This is a genomic window from Nissabacter archeti (assembly GCF_018257325.1).
Taxonomy (GTDB): Bacteria; Pseudomonadota; Gammaproteobacteria; order Enterobacterales; family Enterobacteriaceae; genus Chimaeribacter; species Chimaeribacter arupi.
Map to the genome: position 1 here is coordinate 290,122 of NZ_JAERKB010000003.1, position 22,563 is coordinate 312,684.

The 22,563-nt window shown below is 60.9% G+C and carries 19 protein-coding genes; 9 read left to right on the forward strand and 10 right to left on the reverse strand.

Annotated features, from left to right (window positions below; translation table 11 throughout):
* Positions 1-153 precede the first annotated feature (153 nt).
* Entirely contained in the window at positions 154-1,599 is a 1,446-nt protein-coding gene (chiP, locus tag JK232_RS05790) for a chitoporin ChiP (RefSeq protein WP_212588925.1), read from the forward strand.
* A gap of 66 nt (positions 1,600-1,665) precedes the next feature.
* The gene (locus JK232_RS05795) at positions 1,666-4,332 is read left to right on the forward strand and encodes a beta-N-acetylhexosaminidase (RefSeq protein ID WP_101827858.1); all 2,667 of its coding nucleotides are present in this window, start codon (positions 1,666-1,668) and stop codon (positions 4,330-4,332) included.
* Positions 4,333-4,499: 167 nt separating this feature from the next.
* On the opposite strand, the gene fur is transcribed toward JK232_RS05795, so the two are convergent.
* Both fur and fldA read right to left on the reverse strand, forming a co-directional pair.
* Complete coding sequence (gene fur / locus JK232_RS05800; RefSeq protein ID WP_072926289.1) at positions 4,500-4,943, reverse strand: ferric iron uptake transcriptional regulator; 444 nt, start codon at positions 4,941-4,943, stop codon at positions 4,500-4,502.
* Between the two features lie 298 nt (positions 4,944-5,241).
* Positions 5,242-5,769 carry a flavodoxin FldA gene (fldA, locus tag JK232_RS05805; protein ID WP_072926287.1) on the reverse strand — a complete coding sequence of 176 codons (528 nt, stop codon included), beginning with the start codon at positions 5,767-5,769 and terminating at the stop codon, positions 5,242-5,244.
* 451 nt (positions 5,770-6,220) lie between these two features.
* Between fldA and JK232_RS05810 the strand changes: the two genes are divergently transcribed.
* The gene (locus JK232_RS05810; RefSeq protein ID WP_072926285.1) at positions 6,221-7,873 is read left to right on the forward strand and encodes a methyl-accepting chemotaxis protein; all 1,653 of its coding nucleotides are present in this window, start codon (positions 6,221-6,223) and stop codon (positions 7,871-7,873) included.
* An 84-nt stretch (positions 7,874-7,957) separates the two neighbouring features.
* Here JK232_RS05810 and ybfE read toward each other — a convergent pair whose 3' ends face one another.
* On the reverse strand, positions 7,958-8,245 hold the full coding sequence (ybfE, locus tag JK232_RS05815; RefSeq protein WP_072926284.1) for a LexA regulated protein: 288 nt from the start codon (positions 8,243-8,245) through the stop codon (positions 7,958-7,960).
* A 312-nt stretch (positions 8,246-8,557) separates the two neighbouring features.
* On the opposite strand from ybfE, the gene JK232_RS05820 reads away from it, so the two are divergent.
* Positions 8,558-9,154: a lipid-binding SYLF domain-containing protein gene (locus tag JK232_RS05820; RefSeq protein ID WP_101857586.1), complete on the forward strand. Its 597-nt coding sequence runs from the start codon at positions 8,558-8,560 to the stop codon at positions 9,152-9,154.
* A 3-nt stretch (positions 9,155-9,157) separates the two neighbouring features.
* Here the strand turns inward: JK232_RS05820 and ybfF are convergent, their stop codons facing one another.
* The gene (gene ybfF, locus JK232_RS05825; RefSeq protein WP_101827856.1) at positions 9,158-9,937 is read right to left on the reverse strand and encodes an esterase; all 780 of its coding nucleotides are present in this window, start codon (positions 9,935-9,937) and stop codon (positions 9,158-9,160) included.
* 204 nt (positions 9,938-10,141) lie between these two features.
* On the opposite strand from ybfF, the gene seqA reads away from it, so the two are divergent.
* The 4 genes from seqA (at position 10,142) to JK232_RS05845 (ending at position 13,623) form a co-directional block, all read left to right on the forward strand.
* Positions 10,142-10,732, forward strand: coding sequence for a replication initiation negative regulator SeqA (seqA, locus tag JK232_RS05830; protein WP_072926279.1), 591 nt, complete (start codon positions 10,142-10,144; stop codon positions 10,730-10,732).
* Positions 10,733-10,755: 23 nt separating this feature from the next.
* On the forward strand, positions 10,756-12,399 hold the full coding sequence (gene pgm / locus JK232_RS05835; RefSeq protein WP_101827898.1) for a phosphoglucomutase (alpha-D-glucose-1,6-bisphosphate-dependent): 1,644 nt from the start codon (positions 10,756-10,758) through the stop codon (positions 12,397-12,399).
* Between the two features lie 170 nt (positions 12,400-12,569).
* Positions 12,570-13,217 carry a PadR family transcriptional regulator gene (locus tag JK232_RS05840; protein ID WP_101827855.1) on the forward strand — a complete coding sequence of 216 codons (648 nt, stop codon included), beginning with the start codon at positions 12,570-12,572 and terminating at the stop codon, positions 13,215-13,217.
* A gap of 199 nt (positions 13,218-13,416) precedes the next feature.
* Positions 13,417-13,623: a YbfA family protein gene (locus JK232_RS05845; protein ID WP_072926276.1), complete on the forward strand. Its 207-nt coding sequence runs from the start codon at positions 13,417-13,419 to the stop codon at positions 13,621-13,623.
* Positions 13,624-13,659: 36 nt separating this feature from the next.
* Here the strand turns inward: JK232_RS05845 and kdpE are convergent, their stop codons facing one another.
* The 6 genes from kdpE to kdpF are packed head-to-tail and all read right to left on the reverse strand — an operon-like array spanning position 13,660 to position 21,510.
* The gene (gene kdpE, locus JK232_RS05850) at positions 13,660-14,346 is read right to left on the reverse strand and encodes a two-component system response regulator KdpE (protein WP_394853977.1); all 687 of its coding nucleotides are present in this window, start codon (positions 14,344-14,346) and stop codon (positions 13,660-13,662) included.
* Between the two features lie 2 nt (positions 14,347-14,348).
* Positions 14,349-17,036: a two-component system sensor histidine kinase KdpD gene (kdpD, locus tag JK232_RS05855; protein ID WP_072926272.1), complete on the reverse strand. Its 2,688-nt coding sequence runs from the start codon at positions 17,034-17,036 to the stop codon at positions 14,349-14,351.
* On the reverse strand, positions 17,033-17,614 hold the full coding sequence (gene kdpC, locus JK232_RS05860; RefSeq protein ID WP_072926887.1) for a potassium-transporting ATPase subunit KdpC: 582 nt from the start codon (positions 17,612-17,614) through the stop codon (positions 17,033-17,035). The genes kdpD and kdpC overlap by 4 nt, the downstream gene beginning before the upstream one ends.
* A 15-nt stretch (positions 17,615-17,629) precedes the next feature.
* On the reverse strand, positions 17,630-19,693 hold the full coding sequence (kdpB, locus tag JK232_RS05865) for a potassium-transporting ATPase subunit KdpB (protein WP_101834216.1): 2,064 nt from the start codon (positions 19,691-19,693) through the stop codon (positions 17,630-17,632).
* A gap of 21 nt (positions 19,694-19,714) precedes the next feature.
* Positions 19,715-21,421 (reverse strand): potassium-transporting ATPase subunit KdpA, encoded by a 1,707-nt coding sequence (kdpA, locus tag JK232_RS05870; RefSeq protein ID WP_072926269.1) that lies wholly within the window; start codon positions 21,419-21,421, stop codon positions 19,715-19,717.
* Entirely contained in the window at positions 21,421-21,510 is a 90-nt protein-coding gene (gene kdpF / locus JK232_RS05875; RefSeq protein WP_079205155.1) for a K(+)-transporting ATPase subunit F, read from the reverse strand. The genes kdpA and kdpF overlap by 1 nt, the downstream gene beginning before the upstream one ends.
* A gap of 437 nt (positions 21,511-21,947) precedes the next feature.
* On the opposite strand from kdpF, the gene JK232_RS05880 reads away from it, so the two are divergent.
* Positions 21,948-22,541 carry a fimbrial protein gene (locus JK232_RS05880; RefSeq protein WP_476739371.1) on the forward strand — a complete coding sequence of 198 codons (594 nt, stop codon included), beginning with the start codon at positions 21,948-21,950 and terminating at the stop codon, positions 22,539-22,541.
* Positions 22,542-22,563 lie beyond the last annotated feature (22 nt).

The window sequence follows — 22,563 nt, forward strand, 5'->3', positions numbered from 1 at the left end:
AAACCTACACATTCCCTCATAAACTGCATTGATAATTCGCGATGCGAAAAATAGATTAACACCTGTCTGAACGCTTCAGACAAGCCACATTACGGCCTGTTTACCGGTTGATTTTCAGCCGGTTTATCTATTTTTTGTCAAAGAGGAATTGCTATGGTAACGCCAACCAGACAGCGCAGGGGGCCGACAATCGTGATCGCCGGCCTGATGGCGGGCAGTGCCGGGGGATATGCTCCGGCGGTGAGCGCGGCAGGGTTTATCGATGATTCAACCCTGTCCGGCGGCCTCTATTACTGGCAACGTGAACGCGACCGCAAAGATCTCAGCCCGACAAAGACCGTCACCCAGCCGGATGGCTCGGTCACTACCCTCAACAACCCTGATTACGATCGCTACGCCACTAACCTGTCACACGCGACGGCCAATTTTAACCTCGATTTCAGTTCCGGCTACGCCTGGGACATGTTCGGCCTGGATTTGGCCGCCTTCACCGCCGTTGAGCTGGCAGAAAGCAGCGCCAGCGGGCACCCCAACGAAATCGCGTTTTCAACCAGCAACCGCGCTTATGAAGAGGATTACAGCGGTGACAAAAGCGGCGTCAGTATTTACCGGGCGGCCGCCAAGTTCAAATCCCACGGGGCCTGGGCGCAGGCCGGTTATATCCAGCCAAAAGGGCAGACGCTGCTGGCCCCGCACTGGAGTTTTATGCCGGGCACCTATCGCGGCATTGAAGCGGGGTACAGCCGGGATTTCCAGCAGGCCGGTGAACTGAGCTTCTCCTACATGTGGGCGGATGAATACAAAGCGCCCTGGCATCTGGAGACTGACGGTTTCCGTCAGGCGGATCAGCAAACCCCGGTGGATTACCTGCACTCCATCGGGGCCAAATATGATTTCAAAAACGATTTCATCCTGGAGGCGGCCTATGGGCAGGCGGAAGGCTATGTCGATCAATACTTCCTGAAAGGATCTTACAAGATCGATATTGCCGGCAGCCCGCTCACCACCAGCTACCAGTTTTACGGTGCGGAAGATCGCCTCGGCGATAAAAACGATCCCAACAGCCTGTATGACGGGCTGGCGTGGTTACAAGGGCTGACATTCGGTTATGACACCGGCCCGGCGACCTGGCGGCTGGAGGGCACCAGGGTAAAAGCGGAAGGGAACCAGGGCTACTTCCTGCAACGTATGACGCCGACGTACGCCACCTCAAACGGCCGGTTGGATATCTGGTGGGATAACCGCTCAGACTTCAACGCCAACGGCGAAAAAGCGCTGTACGCCGGGGTGATGGTTGACCTGAAAAAATGGCAACTGCCGGGGCTGTCGGTGGGCGGCTCCTACGTCTACGCCTGGGACGCCCGCCCCAGCACCAACCCGGTGTATGACCAGAGCCAGCGGTTGAAAGAGAGCGCCTGGAGCCTGGATGCGGTCTACACCGTGCAGGATGGCCGCGCGAAAGATACCCAGATCAAGCTGCATTACACCCAATACAACAACCACTCAAACCTGCCGAGCTGGAGTGGCGGCTACGGCAACATTTTCCAGGACGAAAAAGACATCAAATTTATGGTGATCGCACCGTTCACCGTATTTTAACCGCGCGGCTGTGGCATGAATGCCCTGCCGGGCGACATGCCTGCCCGCTAATGGATGAGGTTCAGCATGAAAACACATTTCTTACGTACCACCCTGGCGGCCACGGTGGCCTCGCTGATGGTCGCCGCACCGGCACAGGCGAGCCAGCAAACGGTCGATGACATCAGCCGTTTCACTCTGAATTATCAGATAGAGGACAACCAGGCCAACCGCCACGGCACGGATTGCCGCGCCCTGGGGGCGGACTGGGCCTCCTGCAACACCGTGACGCTGACGCTGACCAACCCCGGCGAGGCGGTGAATGACCACAACTGGGCAATCTACTTCCACAGCATCCGGCAGGTGCTGCAAGTCACCGATCCGCAGTTTTCCGTCACCCGCCTGACCGGCGACCTGCACCGCCTGACGCCGACAGCGGCCTTCAAAGGCTTCCCGGCCGGCGGCCGCACGGCCATTCCGATGGTGGTCGAGTACTGGCAGGTCGCCAACAGCGACATTATGCCGCGCTGGTATGTCACCGCTGACGATGCCGAACCGAAAATCATCCGTAATACCGATACCGAAGACGTCTCGCAGTTTGTCGGCGAGATCACCCCGGCGAACCTGAAGCGCGCACCGGAAGATAACAATATTGCGATGACCCCGGATACCCGCTTTGTGAAAAACCGTGATGTCGCGCCGATGGCCGCCGCCTCGCTGCGCGGGCAGATTATCCCGACGCCGTTACAGGTGAAGATCAACAAAGGCGATGTGCTGCTGAATAACGGGCTGGCGGCTGACCTGGCGGCGCTGCCGGTGCCGTCGCAACAGGCGTTACGCGCGCGTATGGCGCTGCTGGGCCTGCCGGCGCAGCCCGGCGGCTACCCGCTCCGCACCCGCATCGACAGTACGGCCTTCAGCGGCAAACTGGCGGTGGCAGGCGCTTACCGGCTGACCATTGGTGAGGGTGGGGTGGACGTGGTGGGCTTTGATCACAGCGGCGTCTTCTATGGTGTGCAGTCGCTGCTGTCGCTGGTGCCGGTGGAGGGCGAAAAACGCATCGCCCAACTGACCGCCGCGGACGCACCGCGCTTCCCTTACCGCGGTATGCACGTGGACGTCGGCCGCAACTTCCACAGCAAAGCCGCGGTATTGCGGCTGCTGGATGAGATGGCCGCCTATAAGCTCAACACTTTCCAGTTCCACCTGACGGATGATGAAGGCTGGCGCATTGAGATCCCTGGTTTGCCGGAGCTGACAGAGATCGGCAGCAAACGCTGCCATGACCTGACGGAGACGCGTTGCCTGTTGCCGCAACTCGGCTCCGGCCCCTACAGCGACAATAACGGCAGCGGCTATTTCAGCCGGGCGGACTATATCGAGATTGTGAAGTATGCGCAGGCACGGCAGATTAACGTCATCCCGGAGATAGACATGCCTGCCCACGCCAGGGCGGCGATTGTCTCCATGGAGGCGCGCTACCAGCGGCTGCAACAGGCCGGTAAACCTGAAGAGGCGGGGGCTTACCGGTTGCTCGACCCGACGGACACCTCCAATACCACCTCCGTGCAGTATTACGATCGCCGCAGTTACCTCAACCCGTGCCTGCCGTCGTCGTTGCGCTTTGTGGATAAAGTGGTAAGCGAAATTGCTGCGATGCACCAGGAAGCGGGGCAACCGCTCACCACCTGGCACTTTGGCGGGGATGAGGCGAAAAACATCCGCCTTGGGCCGGGGTATCAGGACCTGAATGCCCCGGCAGACCCGGCGAAAGGGGCCATCGACCTGAGTAAAGAGGATCAGCCGTGGTCAAAATCCACTGTCTGTCAGGCGCTGGTGAAATCCGGGAAAGTGGCGGCGTTTGATCACCTCTCCAGCTATTTTGCCGTAGAGGTCAGCAAGCTGGTCAAGGCGCGCGGCATTGACCGGATGCAGGCCTGGCAGGATGGCCTGAAAGATGCGAAAGATGCCCGCGCTTTCGCCACGTCGCGGGTGGGGGTCAATTTCTGGGACACCCTCTACTGGGGCGGTGCGCAGAGCGCCGGGGAATGGGCAGCCAAAGGGTATGAAATTACGCTCTCCAACCCGGATTACCTCTACTTTGACAAACCCTATGAGGTCAGCGCGCGTGAGCCGGGCTACTACTGGGCCACGCGCGCCAGCGATGAGGCCAAGATCTTCAGCTTCGCGCCGGACAACCTGCCGCAGAACGCCGAAACCTCCGTTGACCGTGACGGCAACGCCTTTACCGCCCGCGGCGATGCCCCGTGGCCGGGCGCGCACGGCATGTCCGGGCAGGCCTGGAGCGAAACCATCCGCACCGACAGTGACCTGGAATACCGTATCTATCCGCGCCTGATGGTGCTGGCCGAGCGCGCCTGGCACCGTGCAGACTGGGAACTGCCGTACAAAGCCGGGCGGGAGTACCAGGGCGGCAAAACCCATTGGGTTAACCGCGATAAGCTGGCGGCGGACTGGCAGCGTTTCGCCAACCTGATGGGGCAGCGCGAGATCGCGAAGCTGGATCGTCACGGCGTCGCCTATCGCCTGCCGGTACCCGGCGCACGCATCGTAAACGGTAAGCTTGACGCCAATGTGTCACTGCCGGGCCTCACCATCCAGTATTCACAGGACGGCGTAAATTGGCAGACATACCGGGCAGAGGCCAAACCGGGCGTGGAAAAAGGCGTCTGGGTGCGTACCCTCAGCCCGGACGGCAAACGCAGCGGGCGCAGCGAGCAGGTCGGGCTCTGACGTAACGCCGCATAACGCGACAGTGCAGCGCAATATTATGGCCCCGGCAAACCGGGGCTTTTTTATCGCCACAGGGCGGGGCCGCCGGAAAAAGGGCGAAAAAAAACCGCATCAATGCGGTTTTTCGGCTGCAACGGCAAAAGGGCACCGGGTGCCCCAGGCAGCGATTACTTCTCGTGCAATCCTTCGTTTTCGCGGCAATCGCCCGCTTCACAATGACCATAGAGGTAGAGGCTATGGTTGGTCAGCTTAATGCCGTGTTTCTTGGCAATTTCACGCTGACGAATCTCAATGGATTCATCGCTGAACTCGATCACTTTTCCGCAATCCAGGCAGATCAGGTGATCGTGGTGGTGCTGCTGAGTCAGTTCGAACACTGACTTACCGCCTTCAAAATTGTGGCGGGTGACAATGCCGGCGTCATCAAATTGGTTCAGCACGCGGTATACCGTGGCCAGGCCAATCTCTTCGCCCATGTCGATCAACTTCTTATAAAGATCTTCCGCACTGACGTGGTGGCAGGTCGGATCTTGTAACACTTCCAGGATCTTGAGTCGCGGAAGCGTGACTTTCAGGCCGGCCTTTTTTAATGCGGTGTTGTTGTCAGTCATGCGGATTCTGTCCTGTTACTATGCTATTCACGTTTAGGCATACAGCCTATGACATCGGTCGGCGCAAAGGTTTTAGTTGCGTCTCATTATAGAACTGAGCCGCTCAAAATGAAAACGCCGCCTGCTTGCGTTGTGCGGGTTGCGGGCTACTTTTGCAACACGTTGATGGATAGGAAATACGCGGGGCCCAGTGTACCCCGATACTGGATAAAGTTACAAACTTGTAGCCAATATTTCGGTGCCGGGCAGGGGAAACAGGGCCCTTTTGGTTGAAAATCAACCGCCGGGGCCGGGGGTATTAACCGAGGATTTCCGCCAGGCTCAGCTCCTGGGTAATCTGCTTGACCCACGCGTCAACGCGTTCGTTGGTCAGTTCCGGCTGACGGTCTTCGTCAATGGCCAGGCCGATAAAGTGGGTGTCATCGGCCAGCCCTTTGGAGGCTTCGAAATGGTAGCCTTCGGTTGGCCAATGGCCGACCAGTACCGCGCCGCGCGGTTCAATGATGTCACGCACGGTGCCCATCGCATCACAGAAATACTCGGCGTAATCTTCCTGGTCACCGCAGCCAAACAGGGCCACCAGTTTGCCTTCGAAATCGATCTCTTCCAGCGTCGGGAAGAAATCATCCCAGTCACACTGCGCTTCGCCGTAGTACCAGGTCGGGATGCCCAGCAGCAGGATGTCGAACTTTTCCAGATCTTCCTTGCTGCTTTTGGCGATGTCGTGCACCTCGGCAACATCGTTGCCCAGTTGCTTCTGGATCATTTTGGCGATGTTTTCCGTGTTTCCGGTATCGGACCCGAAGAAGATTCCCACTACGGCCATATGCTTCTCTAACCTCTTGTTCTTAATAAGTAAACCTGCCACTGACAGGCGCTGATGCTGCTGATGATAGCAAAGTCACCGCCGGGTGAACATCATCACGCCGTCCGGCCTGCACTTGCCGGTGCCGGCAACCCTCACCGGCAGACAGAATGGTGAAATATTCTATCGGCCAAAAAACAGAGGTGTTATCGCCTTTGTGTGCTGAAAGTAACTTCATTGTGATATCAAGCGCCTGACCTCCCGCAGCGGGCCGCAGGTAATTTCCCTGCGTGAATATTTTCCTCCAAGGCTAAACGTTGCTTCCGGTCTGCCGATATCAGACACATGAGGGGGGATCATCCTCATTTTATCTGGCAGGAACCCCGGTTCCGCCATACCAACCTTGTATCAGGGAGCGAGTACCCGGATCCACGTTGTTCAGCCTGAAACATCCTGTTTCGAGAGAGGAAATGTGCAGTTTTTAAAAAACATCACCATCCGTGCCGCCCTGTTGTGGGTGCTGGGGATATTTTGCGTCCTGTGGGGCGGGGTTGCGGCCTATACCGTCATCTCTCTGAATAAACTCACTGACACAACCGAGGCCAGTGCGCTGCTGGTACAGAATATTGACCTGATTAACCACGGCAACGACCAGTATTTCCGTACCGTAACCCGCCTGGCGCGTGCCGTCGACAGCGTTGCCTCCAATGAGCCGAACCCGGATTTCGATTCCGTGGCCAAGGCGCTGGCGAACCTGCAAGGCGCATACAGTGAATTTAAAAAGATCGGTAATGCCAGCATTGAGCCGGACACCGTCAAACAGGTGACGGATGACTGGGAAGCGCTGATCGAGCAGGGTGTCAACCCGCTCTATCAGGCCGCCAAACGGGGCGACATGGCAAGCTACCGCCAGCTGTCCAAAGTGACGGTGCCGGCCCTGAGCCGCCAGTTCTCCGCTTCCAACGCCCGGTATACCAAACAGGCCACGGCGAAGATTGACGCTTCCAAGGCGGATTTCCACAGCATCGCCTCCACCAGCAAAGTGATCCTGATCGCGGCGCTGACCTTCGGCATCCTGTTGCTGATTGCCACTGACCGTTACCTGGTGATGGCTGTCGTGAAACCGCTGGACACCCTGCGCGGGCAGTTCGCGGCGATTGCCAACGGCGATCTCGGCAAAGAGCTGCATGATTTCGGCAGCAACTGCGTCGGCAGGTTGATCCCGCTGCTGCGTGATATGCAAAACAGCCTGGCGAAAACCGTGCTGGCGATCCGCTCCTGTACCGACAACATCTATCAGGGGGCGTCTGAAATCTCTGCCGGCAACAACGATCTCTCCTCCCGTACCGAAGAACAAGCCTCGGCGCTGGAAGAGACGGCCGCCAGCATGGAGCAGCTGACCGCCACGGTGAAACACAACGCCGACAACGCGCACCACGCCAGCCAGCTGGCCAGCACCGCCTCCGTCACCGCCCAGAAAGGCGGGCAGATTGTGGCCGATGTGGTCCGCACCATGCAGGAAATCTCCGGCAGCTCGAAGAAAATTGCTGAAATCACCACCGTGATCAACAGCATCGCCTTCCAGACCAACATCCTGGCACTGAACGCCGCGGTAGAAGCCGCGCGGGCCGGTGAGCAGGGCCGCGGCTTTGCGGTGGTCGCGAGCGAAGTGCGCAACCTGGCACAGCGCAGCGCGCAGGCGGCGAAAGAGATTGAAAACCTGATCAGCGAATCGGTAAGCCGGGTGGACAGCGGGTCCAAACTGGTGGCCAGCGCAGGCCAGACGATGGGCGACATCGTGCAGTCCATCACCCACGTTACGGACATCATGGGCGAAATCGCCTCTGCGTCAGACGAGCAGAGCAAAGGCATCAGCCAGGTGGCCCTGGCGGTGACAGAAATGGACAGCGTGACGCAGCAGAACGCCGCGCTGGTGGAGCAGGCGTCGCAGGCAGCCTTGTCGCTGGAAGAGCAGGCGGCCGTGCTGAACCAGACAGTGGCCACCTTTACCCTGCGGGACGGCGCAGTGCGCACCCCGGCCGTGGCTGCGGCCCCGGTGAAAAGCGTGGCGGTCGTCAGCGCACGCACCCCGGCGTCCGGCCAGGACAACTGGGAAACGTTCTAATCTGAGGACGCCCTAAAACAAAACCGGTGGTGAACTGGGTTCACCACCGGTCTGGGGGAGGGGCAGGGCGCAAACAGCAGGCCGTCAGGATTCAGCCTGTTGTTTGCGCAACTGTTCCAGCAACATTTGTTCAATCAGTTCGCTGCGGCTGATGTTCTGCTGCTCAGCAAGCTTGTTGAGCGCATCCACCGCGTCCGCATTAATCTTCAATTCCACCCGCCGCAAACCGCGGACTTTATCGCGCCGTAATTGATTCCGCTTATTGATTCTCAGCTGTTCATCACGGGAAAGCGGGTTGGTTTTGGGGCGGCCGGGACGACGGTCATCTGCGAACAGATCCAGCGTAGTGCGATCCGTTTGTTCTTTTGCCATATAGGTAGCGGTACAACTAAGGGATAAACATCTGCCTGCGCCAGCGCAGCCGGATGGCTCGGTGAATATACGTTCAGGTCAATCAACCTTAACCCACATTACCCCGTTGCGCAGCAGCGCGGACGGCGGCAAAACAATAGCGCGCCATAATACCCCAGCCCGCGCCGCCGGAACAATGCCTAACTGCCTGTCCTGGTTCATCTGTTGGCGTTTCAGCCCATTTTTCATTTTGTGCGGTAAGCCGCTTTGACCGGCGCTTTCAGGGTAAAAACCTGACAAAATGCGCGGTTTATCGGTCAGGATTAACCATAAATGTTTGATATAATTAATTTTAAATCATTTGTCTGGATTATTTTTGCTGTCATGCTGAGCGGCTGTGGTGCCCAGGGCGATAACCCGGCGCAGCAGCGCCGTTCGATTCACGCCATGCAGCAAACCACGTTGAAAGAGGTGTGTACCCGTTACCCGGCAGCAGAGCAGGCGCTGAAAAAGGCGGCGGGTTACGGGGTGTTTGCCCTGCAAAGCAATAAAATCATGGTGGTCGGGATCGGAAACGGGTACGGCGTGGTGCATGACAACCACAGCGGCAAAGAGACCTACATGCGGGTGGCGCAGGCGGGAACCGGGGTAGGGCTGGGGGTCAACCAGATCCGCTTTCTGATGGTGTTCCCGACAGCGAAAAGCCTGAGCGATTTCATCGAACATGGCCTGATGCTGAGCGCAGACACCCATGCCTCTGCCAAATATAAAGACAAGGGCGGCGCCACCCCCAGCCGCACGCTGAGCACCCAGGCCGCAGCGGAGCAGGGGGTGTCCGGCATCAGCATCTATCAGCTCACCGACAACGGCCTCTCCGCCCAGGCGATGCTGTACGGCTACAAATACTGGCCGGACGACGCCCTGAACTAGCGGTTACGCCTCGCCGAGGAACCGGTTAATGGCACGCAGCACGGCCTCGGGTTTCTCGGCATGCACCCAGTGGCCGGTACCGGCCACCACATGGGCGCGCGCCTGCGGGAACTGGCGCGCAATCTCTTCGCGGTAGCTCTCCTGAACATAGGGGGAGTGACCACCGCGGATGAACAGCGCCGGGTGCGGCCAGGCAGGCACCGGCTCCCAGCCGGTGATGTGCGCGTACTGGTCCCACAGCACCGGCACGTTGAAGCGCCATTCGCCCTCATGGAACGATTTCAGCAGGAACTGGATCACACCCTCTTCGTCCAGATAATCCCGCATGATGCCGGCGGCGGCGCTGCGCACTGTTGCCCCGGCCTCCGTGACGGCGCGGATCGCGGCAAAAATCTCATCGTGGCGGCGGGTCTGGTAATCCACCGGCGCGACGTCAATCACCACCAGTTTCTCAATTTTCTCCCCGGCCACGGCCGTCAGCGCCATCGCCGCTTTGCCGCCCATCGAGTGGCCGATAACAATCGCCCGCTCAATCGCCAGATCGTCGAGCAACTCCTTCAAATCCGCCGCCATCTCCGGGTAGGTCATGCCCGGCGCCCGCGGTGACAGCCCGTGGTTGCGCATATCCACCTGCACCACCGGGTGGCGGTCACGCAGGTCGCGCGCCAGCACGCCAAGGTTATCCAGGCTGCCGAACAGCCCGTGAATCAGCACCACCGGCAGCGCACCGGCCGGTGAATGGTCGGTTTGTAAGCGATAATTCAATTTCATGGCAAAGTTCATACTGAGAGACAATCTCCTTAGGTTATCATGAGATATAAATCTGGATCTTCCCCGTGATTGAGAGATGACGAAGCGCCTGCCGGGCAGCGCGTTTAGGTAATAGTCTGCATTTTTGGCTGAGGCCGCAGGAACCTGTTCGCGAAACCGGATTAGCTTGTATACTCTTTTCGATTGAATTAAGTAGAAAAACAGTACTGGATAAAGATGAAAACTATTGAGGTTGACGAAGAGCTCTATCGTTATATCGCGAGCCATACCCAGCATATCGGTGAGAGCGCGTCCGACATTCTGCGTCGTATGCTGAAGTTCACCCCCGGCCAGCAGGCCGTGCGTGCGGCCCCGGCCGCCGTTGCCCAGTCGATGCAGGCCCGCGCTGAGCCGCAGGCCGCGCCGGTTGCCCCGGCCGCGCCTTCCGTGACGGCCCCGGCCGCCGCGCAACAGCCGCGTGACAAAGTCCGGGCGATGCGTGAACTGCTGCTGTCGGATGAGTACGCCGAGCAGAACAAGGCTGTGAACCGCTTTATGCTGGTGTTGTCGACCTTATATAGCCTGGCGCCGCAGGAATTCGCGGCGGCGACGGAAACCTTGCACGGCCGCACGCGCACCTACTTTGCCGGCGACGAGCAAACCCTGCTCCAGGGCGGTAACCACACCAAGCCCAAACCTGTTCCGGGCACACCGTACTGGGTCATCACCAACACCAATACCGGCCGTAAACGCAGCATGATTGAAACCATCATGCAGGCGATGCAGTTCCCGGTGGAACTGACTGACAAAGTTTGCGGCACCATTTAATTTAGCGAAAGGGAGAAGTGCCGGTGGCTAATCATCCACGTGCAGGGCAACCTGCTCAGCAGAGCGATTTGATTAATGTGGCACAGTTGACGTCGCAATATTATGTATTGCGTCCGGAGCCGGGCAACACTGCGCATGCGGTGAAGTTCGGCACCTCCGGGCACCGCGGCAGCGCCGGGCGTCACAGCTTTAACGAGGCACACATTCTGGCCATCGCCCAGGCGATTGCCGAAGTGCGCAAACAGCAGGGCACAACCGGGCCATGCTACGTGGGTAAGGATACGCACGCGCTCTCAGAGCCGGCCTTCATCTCTGTGCTGGAAGTGCTGACCGCCAACGGCGTGGACGTGATTGTCCAGCAGGATAACGGCTTCACCCCGACGCCTGCGGTCTCCAATGCGATTCTGGTGCACAACCAGAACGGCGGCGCCCAGGCAGACGGCATTGTGATCACGCCGTCCCACAACCCGCCGGAAGATGGCGGCATCAAATACAACCCGCCGAACGGCGGCCCGGCTGACACCAACCTGACCTCGGTCATCGAAAAGCGCGCCAATGCGCTGCTGGCCGACAACCTGAACGGCGTGCAGCGCCAGTCGCTGGACAAAGCCCGGCAGAGCGGCCACCTGCACGAGAAAGATCTGGTGCAGCCGTACATTGAGGGGCTGACCTCCATCATCGATATGCCGGCCATCCAGCGTGCGGGCCTGAAGCTGGGCGTTGACCCGCTCGGCGGCTCCGGCATCGCCTACTGGCAGCGCATCGCCGAGCACTACAAGCTCGACCTGACGCTGGTGAATGATGAAGTCGACCAGACCTTCCGCTTCATGCACCTCGACCACGACGGCATCATCCGCATGGACTGCTCCTCCGAGTCCGCGATGGCCGGCCTGCTGGCGCTGCGTGACAAGTTCGATCTGGCCTTCGCCAACGACCCGGACTATGACCGCCACGGCATCGTCACCCCGAAAGGGCTGATGAACCCGAACCACTATCTGGCAGTGGCCATCCAGTACCTGTTCCAGCACCGCCCGCAGTGGGGCCAGGATGTGGCCGTCGGCAAAACGCTGGTGTCCAGCGCGATGATCGACCGCGTAGTGGCCGACCTGGGCCGCAAGCTGGTGGAAGTGCCGGTCGGCTTCAAATGGTTCGTGGACGGCCTGTATGACGGCAGCTTCGGGTTCGGCGGCGAAGAGAGCGCCGGGGCCTCGTTCCTGCGCTTCGACGGCACCCCGTGGTCCACTGACAAAGACGGCATCATCATGTGCCTGCTGGCCGCGGAAATCACCGCCGTGACCGGTAAAAACCCGCAGGCGCATTACGATGAGCTGGCACAGCGTTTCGGCGCGCCGAGCTACAACCGTATCCAGGCACCGGCCAGCCATGCGCAGAAAGCCGCGCTCTCCAAGCTCTCCCCGGAGCAGGTGAAGGCTGACCAACTGGCCGGTGACAAAATCACCGCGCGCCTGACTGCCGCACCGGGCAACAACGCGGCGATCGGCGGCCTGAAAGTGATGACCGACAACGGCTGGTTTGCCGCACGCCCGTCCGGCACCGAAGAGGCGTACAAAATCTACTGCGAGAGCTTCCTGGGTGCTGAGCACCGCGAGAAGATCGAGAAAGAAGCGGTGGATATCGTCAGTGAAGTGCTGGCGAACGCCAAATAATCGCGACACCTTCCCGACTTGCTGAAAAAGCGCTGTGAACACAGCGCTTTTTTTATGCCCGCAAAATAGATATATCGAATTCGCAAAAAGATCTTGCCTGCCTTCTGCGCAGCGTCTATTTTAGATATATCGAAAACAAATCGATATATCTAAAACGAGTGGAGTGAACAATGATTAATGACCACATTACCCCCCGCAAAGCCGGCGGCCGCCGTCGCGACAAAGTCTATAACCTGATCCGCCGTGGCGGGCACCATGCGCATCACCACGGTGAGCGCGGCGGGCGCCGTGGCGGCCAGGGTGAAAGACTGCACCGTCTGTTTGAACATGGTGACCTGAAGCGGGTGCTGCTGGCACTGGTGGCGAAAAAACCGAGCCACGGTTATGAGCTGATCAAAGCGATTGAAGAGGCCTCGTCCGGCCTGTACGTGCCCAGCCCCGGCGTGATCTACCCGACGCTGACGCTGCTGGAAGAGCAGGAGTTACTGGAAGCGGTGCCGACCGGCAATGGCCGTAAAAGTTACCGCCTGACTGCCGCCGGGGAAGCAGAGCTGGCACAGCATCAGATGGCAGTAGATGTCATTTTTGCCCGGCTGGCGCAGGTAACGCAGAACCGCGAAGGCAACCTGGCAGAAGGGATCAGCGGCACCATGAAACAGCTGAAGCACGTCCTGCGCAGCAACATGATGCGCACTGACCTGACCCCCGCGCAGATCGCTGAGGTTAACCAGGCACTGCAAACCGCCGTCGCGGCCATTACGCTGACGCTGGCCCCACAAGATGCCGCAGAGGATCAGCCGGAAGACCAGCCGGAATAACCGTAAATTAACTAATGGTTAGTTAATTCTTAACACTCTTGTAACTTAATGACAGAAATAAGGTAGGATAAGGTAAAAAACGCGAAAAATAGTGGTCGGATGAGTGGTAAAATTACATCACGCAGAGTAATATTTATACTAACTTACATAAACAGCGTGACTGTTTACCTGCGTAACTTTACTGCTGAGGAAGATAGCCATGTCCATCTATACCGCGTTTCCCCGCTACCAAATTTTCTTGCGCCGCCTGGCCGTGCTGGTGGTCGGCGTTCTGGCCCTGCCGGTGATGCTGTTGCGCCGCGATCGCGCCCGTTTTTACAGTTACCTGCACCGCGTCTGGCAAAAAACCAGCAATAAACCGGTCTGGCTTGCCCAGTCGGAACTGGCGGTTCAGGACTTCTATTGATGGCCGCACGCGTGGGCGGTTACCCGCCACGCGGGGTTAACTGATAAAACGGTAGCCGACGCCGGTTTCGGTCAGCAGATGTTGCGGCCGGGTGGGGTCGGCTTCCAGTTTCTGGCGCAAATGGCCCATATAGATGCGCAGATAGTGGTTGTGTTCCACCGCGTTCGGCCCCCACACCCGGCTCAGCAACTGGCGCTGGGTCAGCACTTTTCCCCGGTTCGCCAGGAGTTCTGCCAGCAGCCGGAACTCAATCGGCGTCAGGTGCACCGGCTCGCCTTGCCGCGTCACCTGCCGGTTCAGCAAATCCACCGTCACGTCTGAAAACGTCACCAGCGGGCTTTCGCCGCCGTTGTTGTTGCCGTGGCGGCGCAGCGAGGCGCGCACCCGTGCCAGCAACTCCCCGACGCCAAACGGCTTGCTGAGGTAATCATCCGCCCCGGCATCCAGCGCGGCGATCTTATCTTCCTCCTCACTGCGGGCTGACAGCACGATCACCGGGATCGCACTCCAGTGGCGCAGATCCCGGATAAAATCCAGCCCGTCGCCGTCCGGCAAGCCAAGATCCAGAATGATCAGATCCGGCTTGCGGGTCGCGGCCTCGATCAGCCCCCGTTGCAACGTGGCGGCGTCATGCACGCGCCAGCCTTCTGCCTCCAGCGCGGTACGCACAAAGCGGCGGATCTCTTTCTCATCTTCTACTATCAGAATCTGCACCGGGTTCAGGGTCAGTTCTCCTCGTCGGCATCCATTTCAAGGTGCGGCGGTGGGGCGAGCGGCAGCCGGAAACAGAACGCTGCGCCGCCTTCAGGCCGGTTTGCGGCCTGAATATCACCGCCATGAAGCGACATAATGGCACGGCAAATCGCCAACCCCAAACCGACGCCGGGAATTGCTGACTCTTTATGCCCGCGGGCGAACTTATCGAAGATCAGCTGTTCACTGCCGGGCGGAATGCCGGGGCCGTCATCCCATACCGTGACCGCCAGCATCTCCGGCTGCACATCCGCGCTGATGCCGAGCGTGGCACCCGGCCCGGCGTACTTGTGGGCGTTCTCCAGCAGATTGACCAGCACCCGCTCAATCAGCCCGGCATCGCACTCCACCAGCACCAGCGCCGGCGGCAGGTTCAGCACCAGCCGGTGGCTGTCGAGGAACGGCTCCAGCGAGCGCAGCGCGCTGCCCACCAGCTCCTCCAGGGATTGCCACTCTTTGCGCAACTGGAAACCGCCCGACTGGATGCGCGCCATATCCAGAAGATTATTCACCAGCCGGGTGGTGCTCAACACCTGCTGGCGGATCTGGCTGGCCTGCGGCGCGTGCGGGGAGTGCGCCGCCGCCAGATCCAGCGTCAGAATCTCTGCCTGCCCGAACAGCACCGTCAACGGCGTGCGCAGATCGTGGGAGAGGGCGGCCAGCAGCGAATTGCGCAACTGCTCGCGCTCCGCGTCCACCCGCGCCCGCTCGGTTTCAGCCGCCAGATGCAGCCGCTCCAGCGCATTGGCCAGCAGCACGGTGAAGGTCTGCAACAGCCGTTGCTGTTCCGGCACCAGCAACTGGCGCGGGCTGGTAGGCTCCACTGCCAGCAGGCCAAATGTCCGGCGGGCCGTCGCCAGCGGCAGCAACTGATAAGGCACGCCGGGCAGGGTGTCGGTGCCGGCACCCGCCGGGGCGTGGGTGTCAAAACTCCAGCGGGCGATGGCCGGGTCGATCGGGCCGGGCGCGGCCCCCTCTTCACTGAAAGGCTGCAACACGCCCTGATCGTCCGGCAGGAACACGCTGACCCGCGCCGGGAAGCCGCTGGCCACCACGCGGCAGCCGGTGCGCGCCACCTCTTCCGGGGTCAGCGCCTGGCTGAGCGCGGTGGAAATCTCATACAAATGCCGGGTACGCTGTTCGCGGTAACGCGCCACCCGCGCCTGGTAGCGCACCCCGGCGGTGAGGTTGCCGATCACCAGCCCGACAATCAGCATCACTGCAAAAGTCACCAGATACTGCACATCCGTCACCGCCAGCGAGCCGCGCGGCTGCACGAAAAACAGATCAAAACAGACCACATTCAGCAGCGCCGCCAGCGCGGACGGCCAGCGGCCAAAGAACAGCGCCACCACCACCACACCGAGCAGGTAGAGCATCACCAGATTGGAGGGGTCGAAACCGGGCAGCAGCCAGTGCGCCGCCAGCGTGATCAGCGCGCAGAGCGCCACCGCCAGCCCGCAGCCCTGCCACTGCCGCCGCCAGCGCCCGGCCAGCGGGCGCGGGTCCGGGGCGGTGGGCGGGAAGGGCGCGTCGGCCAGCGGCACCAGCAGCAGATCGGCATCCGGGGCAAGCCGCGCCAGCCGTTCGCCAAAACTGCGCCGCCAGCGGCGGGGCGTCGGCGGCCGCCCGGCGACAATTTTGCCCAGGCTGTGCTGGCGTGCATAGCGCAGCAGCGCCTGTTCCGGCTGGGGATCGGCCAGGGTCGCCGTCTCCGCGCCCAGTGCCTGCGCCAGTTTCAGCGCCTGTAGAATGGCCCGCCGCCGCGCCTCCGGCAGCCGGTGCAGGCGCGGCGTTTCGGCATAGACCGCGTGCCAGTCACAGCCGAGGCGCGCCGCCAGCCTGGCGGCCACCCGCACCAGCTTCTCCTGGCCGCCGCCGGGGCCGATGCACACCAGCAGCGCATCCCGCGCATGGCGCAGGGCCTCGCTCTCCGGCCCTTGCCGCAGCTCGCGCATCTGGCCGTCCACCCGGTCTGCGGTGCGACGCAGCGCCAGTTCACGCAGCGCAATCAGGTTACCTTTACGGAAAAAGTGCTCAATCGCCCGCTCGGCCTGGCCGGGCAGGTAGACTTTGCCCTCCTTCAGCCGCCGCCGCAGGTCATCCGGCGGCAGATCCACCAGCACCACTTCGGTGGCCTGATCGAACACCTGATCGGGCACCGTTTCCCGCACGCGGATGCCGGTCACCCCGCCGACCACGTCGTTCAGGCTCTCCAGATGCTGCACGTTCACCGTGGTCAGCACATCGATCCCGGCGTTCAGCAGCTCGTCAACGTCCTGCCAGCGTTTCGGGTGGCGGGAGCCGTCGACGTTGCTGTGCGCCAGCTCATCCATCAGGATCAGCGCCGGGCGGCGTGCCAGTGCGGCATCCAGGTCAAATTCCGGCAGCGGGCGGCCCCGGTGGGTAATGCGCCGCAGCGGCAGCACCGGGATGCCCGCCAGCAGCGCTTCGGTCTCCCGGCGGCCGTGGGTTTCCACGACGCCTATCAGCACATCCAGCCCGGCGGCGTGCAGCCGCTGCGCCTCCTGCAACATGGCGTAGGTTTTCCCCACCCCGGCGCAGGCACCAAAGAAAATTTTCAGCTGGCCGCGCGGGCGGGCATTGGCCAGCGCCAGCAGGGCATCCGGGTCGGGGCGCGCAGGCACCTCATTCACTATGACTTATCCTTGTTGAGCGCATCCAGGGCGCGGTTCAGTTGCAGCACATTCACCCCCGGCGCGCCGATAAACGCCGGGAACGGGGTCTCAGTATGCGCGGCGATCAGGGTTTCCAGCGTCTCCGCCGGGACCCCGCGCGCACGGGCAATACGCGGGATCTGCCAGCGCGCCGCTGCTGGGGAGATCTGCGGGTCCAGCCCGCTGCCGGAAGCCGTCACCAGCTCCACCGGCACGCGGGCCGGGCTTTCCGGGTTGGCGGCGCGTAATGCGGTGATGCGTGCCGCCACCGCCTGATCCAGCGCCGGGTTACTGCCCGCCAGGTTACTGCCCGCCGACGCCAGCGTAGCATAAGGCGTCGGGGAGGTGGCGGAAGGGCGGCCCCAGAAATAGTCACCGCGGGTAAAATTCTGGCCAATCAGCGAAGACCCCACCGCCTGTTGGTCACGGTAGAGCAACGAGCCGTTGGCCTGCGCATTGAACAGCAACGCGGACAGCGCATTGGTCAGCAGCGGGTAAGCGATGCCGGTCAGCACACTGAGCAGCAGTAATACCACAATCATCGGGCGTAACATCATCATCGGAACTCTCCTTATTTACGCCATGCCCAGCAGGGTCAGCAGCAGGTCAATCAGTTTGATGCCGGCAAACGGCACCAGCAGCCCGCCCAGCCCGTAGATCCACAGGTTGCGCCGCAGCAGCGCCGCCGCGCCCATCGCGCTGTAGTGCACGCCCTTCAACGCCAGCGGGATTAAAAACACAATCACCAGCGCGTTGAAAATCACCGCCGACATAATGGCGGACGCAGGTGAGTGCAGGTGCATCACGTTCAGCGCGTTGAGCTGCGGGTAAGTGGCGGCAAACGCGGCCGGGATGATGGCGAAATATTTCGCCACATCGTTGGCGATGCTGAAGGTGGTCAGCGAGCCGCGCGTCATCAGCATCTGTTTGCCGATGTGCACCACTTCGATCAGTTTGGTGGGGTTGGAGTCGAGGTCTACCATGTTGCCTGCCTCTTTCGCCGCCTGGGTGCCGGAGTTCATCGCCACCGCCACATCAGCCTGCGCCAGCGCCGGGGCGTCGTTGGTGCCGTCGCCGGTCATCGCCACCAGCCGGCCTTCAGCCTGATACTGGCGGATCAGCGCCAGCTTGGCTTCCGGCGTGGCCTCGGAGAGAAAATCATCCACCCCGGCTTCGGCGGCAATCGCCGCGGCGGTCAGCGGGTTATCACCGGTGATCATCACGGTTTTGATGCCCATTTTGCGCAACTGGGCGAAACGCTCGCGGATGCCGCCTTTTACGATGTCTTTCAGCGCCACCACGCCGAGCACCTGGTTGCCGTCCGCCACCACCAGCGGCGTGCCGCCCTGGCGCGCCACGCCCTCCACCAGCGTGTTGACCGCTGTCGGGAAGCTGCCGCCGTTGGCCTCGACATGGCGGCGGATGGCGTCCACCGCGCCTTTGCGCACCGAGCGTTCGCCGATATTCACGCCGCTCATCCGCGTCTGGGCGGAGAAGGGCACAAAGCTGGCGTTCAGGGTGGCGAGTGAGCGCTCGCGCAGGTTAAAGCGCTGTTTCGCCAGCACCACGATGCTGCGCCCTTCCGGCGTCTCATCCGCCAGCGAGGCGAGTTGCGCCGCGTCCGCCAGATCCTGCTCGCTCACGCCCGGTGCCGGCAGGAAATCCGAGGCCTGGCGGTTGCCGAGGGTGATGGTGCCGGTTTTGTCGAGCAGCAGCACATCCACATCCCCGGCGGCTTCCACCGCGCGGCCGCTGGTGGCGATCACATTCGCGCCCAGCATCCGGCTCATCCCGGCCACGCCAATCGCGGACAGCAGCCCGCCGATGGTGGTCGGGATCAGGCAGACCAGCAGCGCCACCAGCACCGTGACGGTGATAGGCGTCCCGGCTTGCCCGGCCATCACGCTGAACACGGAGAACGGGTAGAGGGTGGCTGTCGCCAGCAGGAACACAATCGTCAGCGCAATCAGCAAAATGGTCAGGGCGATCTCGTTGGGCGTTTTGCGCCGTTTCGCCCCTTCCACCATCGCGATCATCCGGTCAAGGAAGGTATCGCCGGGGTTGGCGCTACAGGTGATCACCAGCCAGTCTGAGAGCAGCCGTGTGCCGCCGGTCACGGAGGCGAAATCCCCGCCTGACTCACGGATCACCGGGGCAGACTCACCGGTGATGGCGCTCTCATCCACCGAGGCACCGCCCTCCAGCACTTCGCCGTCACACGGGATGGTATCGCCGGCTTCCACCAGCACCCAGTCGCCTTTGCGCAGGCTTTCGGCGGTGACTCTCTCCTGGGCGGCATCCGGTTGCGGGGCACTGAGTTTTTTCGCCCAGTTACTCTTTTTCACCCCTTTCAGGCTGGCGGCCTGGGCCTTGCTGCGCCCTTCAGCCAGCGCTTCCGCCAGGTTGGCGAACAGCACGGTAAACCAGAGCCACAGGGCGATGCCGCCGGTAAAGGCGCTGTCACCGCGCTGGTTCACCAGCCCTTCGAGCCAGATAAGCGTGGTCAGCACACTGCCGAGCCACACCACGAACATCACCGGGTTGCGCCACTGGGTGCGCGGGTCGAGTTTCTTCAGGGCGTCCGGCAGGGCAGCGCGCAGCAGCGCCGGGTCACGCAGCGCAGAATGTTTACGGGTCATTGCGTCAGTTCTCCGCCGTTCTCAGTGAGCCGCCGCGTGCAGCGGGGCCGTTATCATAAGCAGGTGTTCCGCCACCGGGCCAAGCGCCAGGGCAGGGATAAAGGTCAGGGCGCCGACCAGCAGCACAGTGCCGACCAGCAGGCCGATAAACAGCGGCCCGGCGGTGGGCAGCGTACCCGGCCCGGCAGGCTGGCGTTTTTTCGCCACCAGTGACCCGGCAATCGCCATCACCGGCAGGATCACGCCGAAGCGGCCAAGGAACATCGCCACCGCCAGCAACAGGTTATAGAACGGCGTGTTGACGCTCAGCCCGGCAAAGGCGCTGCCGTTGTTATTGGCAGCCGACGACAGGGCGTAGAGCACTTCACTGAAGCCGTGCGCGCCGGGGTTCAGGATGCCCGCCCGGCCGCTTTCGGTAACCAGCGCCAGCGCGGTGCCGAGCAGCACCAGCGCCGGGGTGACCAGAATCGCCAGCGCGGTCATTTTCATCTCGCGCACGTCGATCTTCTTGCCGAGGTACTCCGGCGTACGGCCAATCATCAGCCCGGCGATAAACACCGTCAGCAGCACAAACAGCAGCATGCCGTAGAGGCCGGAGCCGACGCCGCCGAACACCACCTCGCCAATCTGCATCAGCCACATCGGCACCAGCCCGCCCAGCGCGGTAAAGGAGTCATGCATCGCATTGACCGCCCCACACGAGGCGGCGGTGGTCACCACCGCAAACAGTGACGAGGCGAGAATGCCGAAGCGCGTCTCTTTGCCCTCCATATTGGCGGTGCTGTCCGCGCCCAGCGCGGTAAAGTGCGGGTTACCGGCCAGTTCGGCATACATCACCACGATCACGCAGACCACGAAAATCAGCGACATCGCCCACACCAGCGCGTTGCCCTGGCGGCGGTCGCCCACTGCTTCGCCAAAGGCGAAACAGAGCGCGCACGGGATCAGGAAAATCGCCAGCATCTGCACCAGGTTGCTCAGCGCGGTCGGGTTCTCAAACGGGTGGGCAGAGTTGGCCCCAAAGAAGCCGCCGCCGTTGGTGCCGAGCATTTTGATCGCTTCCTGCGAGGCCACCGGCCCCATCGGCAGCAGTTGCGCACCGCCCTCCAGCGTCGCGACATGCTGGTAAGGCGCGAGGTTCTGCAATACTCCCTGGCTCACCAGGAACAGCGCCATCAGCAATGAGAGCGGCAGCAGCACGTAAAGGGTGATGCGCGTGAGGTCAACCCACGCATTGCCGAGCGTGGCGGCAGCGGGACGGGCAAAGGCCCGGATCAGCGCGAACGCCACGGCGATGCCGGTGGCAGCGGACAGAAAGTTCTGCACCCCCAGCCCGGCCATCTGGCTGAAGTAGCTCAGCGTGCTTTCGCCGCTGTACGCCTGCCAGTTGGTATTGGTGACAAAGCTGACGGCGGTGTTCAGCGCCAGATCCCACGGCAGCCCCGGCAACTGTTGCGGGTTCAGCGGCAGCGCCCCCTGCCCGAGCAGCAGCGCCAGCAGCAGCACCAGCCCCAGCAGGTTAAAGCCGAGCAGCGCCAGCAGGTACTGTACCCAGTTCATCTCCTCCGGCCGGATACCGGCCAGCCGCCACACGCCGTTTTCCAGGTGTTGCCACCCCGGCCGCGGCGTACCTTCAATCAGCCGTGCCAGCCCGCTGCCGAGCGGACGCGCCAGCAACAACAGCACCAGCATAAAACCGGCAATCAATCCTGCGCCCTGAGCGGTCATCAAAATGCCTCCGCCCGGAGCAGGGCATAGATCAGGTAGGCCAGCAGCAACAGCACCAGTACTGCACCCGCGATTACGCCGAAACTCATGTTTCTCTCCTGTAAAAAAAGGGAATTTTTTCCAATGTGGGACGAAGGGCAGCGTAAAGCGCGCGGGGCAAAGAAGCTGAAAAAAGCGGAGGGCGGGGTGTAAAAAAAAAGTAAAAATACTTGCTGTCCGGTGAGGGGGTAAGGCAAGGGGTAATAGGTTTGTTGAGTAATGAATAAATAAAAAGGAATGGATTCAATCTTTGCTGATTATATTTTTCATAATTAGCAGGGGAAATTAACTATTAAATAATAGTTAATTGATTATTTATTAATGGCCGATTGTTCATGTGCCCTTTAAAAGGATAATGAGGCCGGAATTGGGAAATTTTCCTAAGATTTTTTCCCAAATCTTAAGGTTTTTTCCTGAAGTTTAAGGTTCTTTCCTCCGAACCTTAAGTATTTCCCCCGAATTCGCTTATCCCATTTTTTAAACGGACATGAAAATGAAAAAACATATGCTTGCAGTCTCTGCACTGGCACTGGCTTTCGGCGCTTCCTCTGCCTACGCGGATAATGCCGTAGGGCTTATCACCTTTGACGGCGCTGTCACGGATACCACCTGCAAAATCACCACCAATAACGGCGTTGAAGCGAATAATGTCACCATCAGCCTGCCGGTGGTGCAAAAGGCAGACGTGAAAGGCGCCTCGCTGGACACGCGCGGCGTGGGTGCCAAAGAGTTTGAATTGAAACTCACCGAATGCCCGGCGGGTGCCTATGAAAAAGCCAGTGTCACCTTCACCTCTCAGCAATTCGCCGAGCTGTCTAACGGCACGCTGAAACCAGACCCAACGGTAGCAGGCGCGGCGCAGAACGTCAGCCTGGCGTTGTTTAACAACACATCTGCCGATCAATCCCAGATCAAAATTGGTGACATGAACGCCACCCAGGTTGCGGATATTTCCTCAGGCGAGGGCTCGCTGGCCTTTATGGTCTCTTACGTGCCGAGCGCAGACTACAACGAAACCACGAACGACATCGTCGCCGGGAAGGTGAGCAGCAACACCACCTTCACCATGAGTTATGAATAAACCATAACCGGTTGGCCCCGCC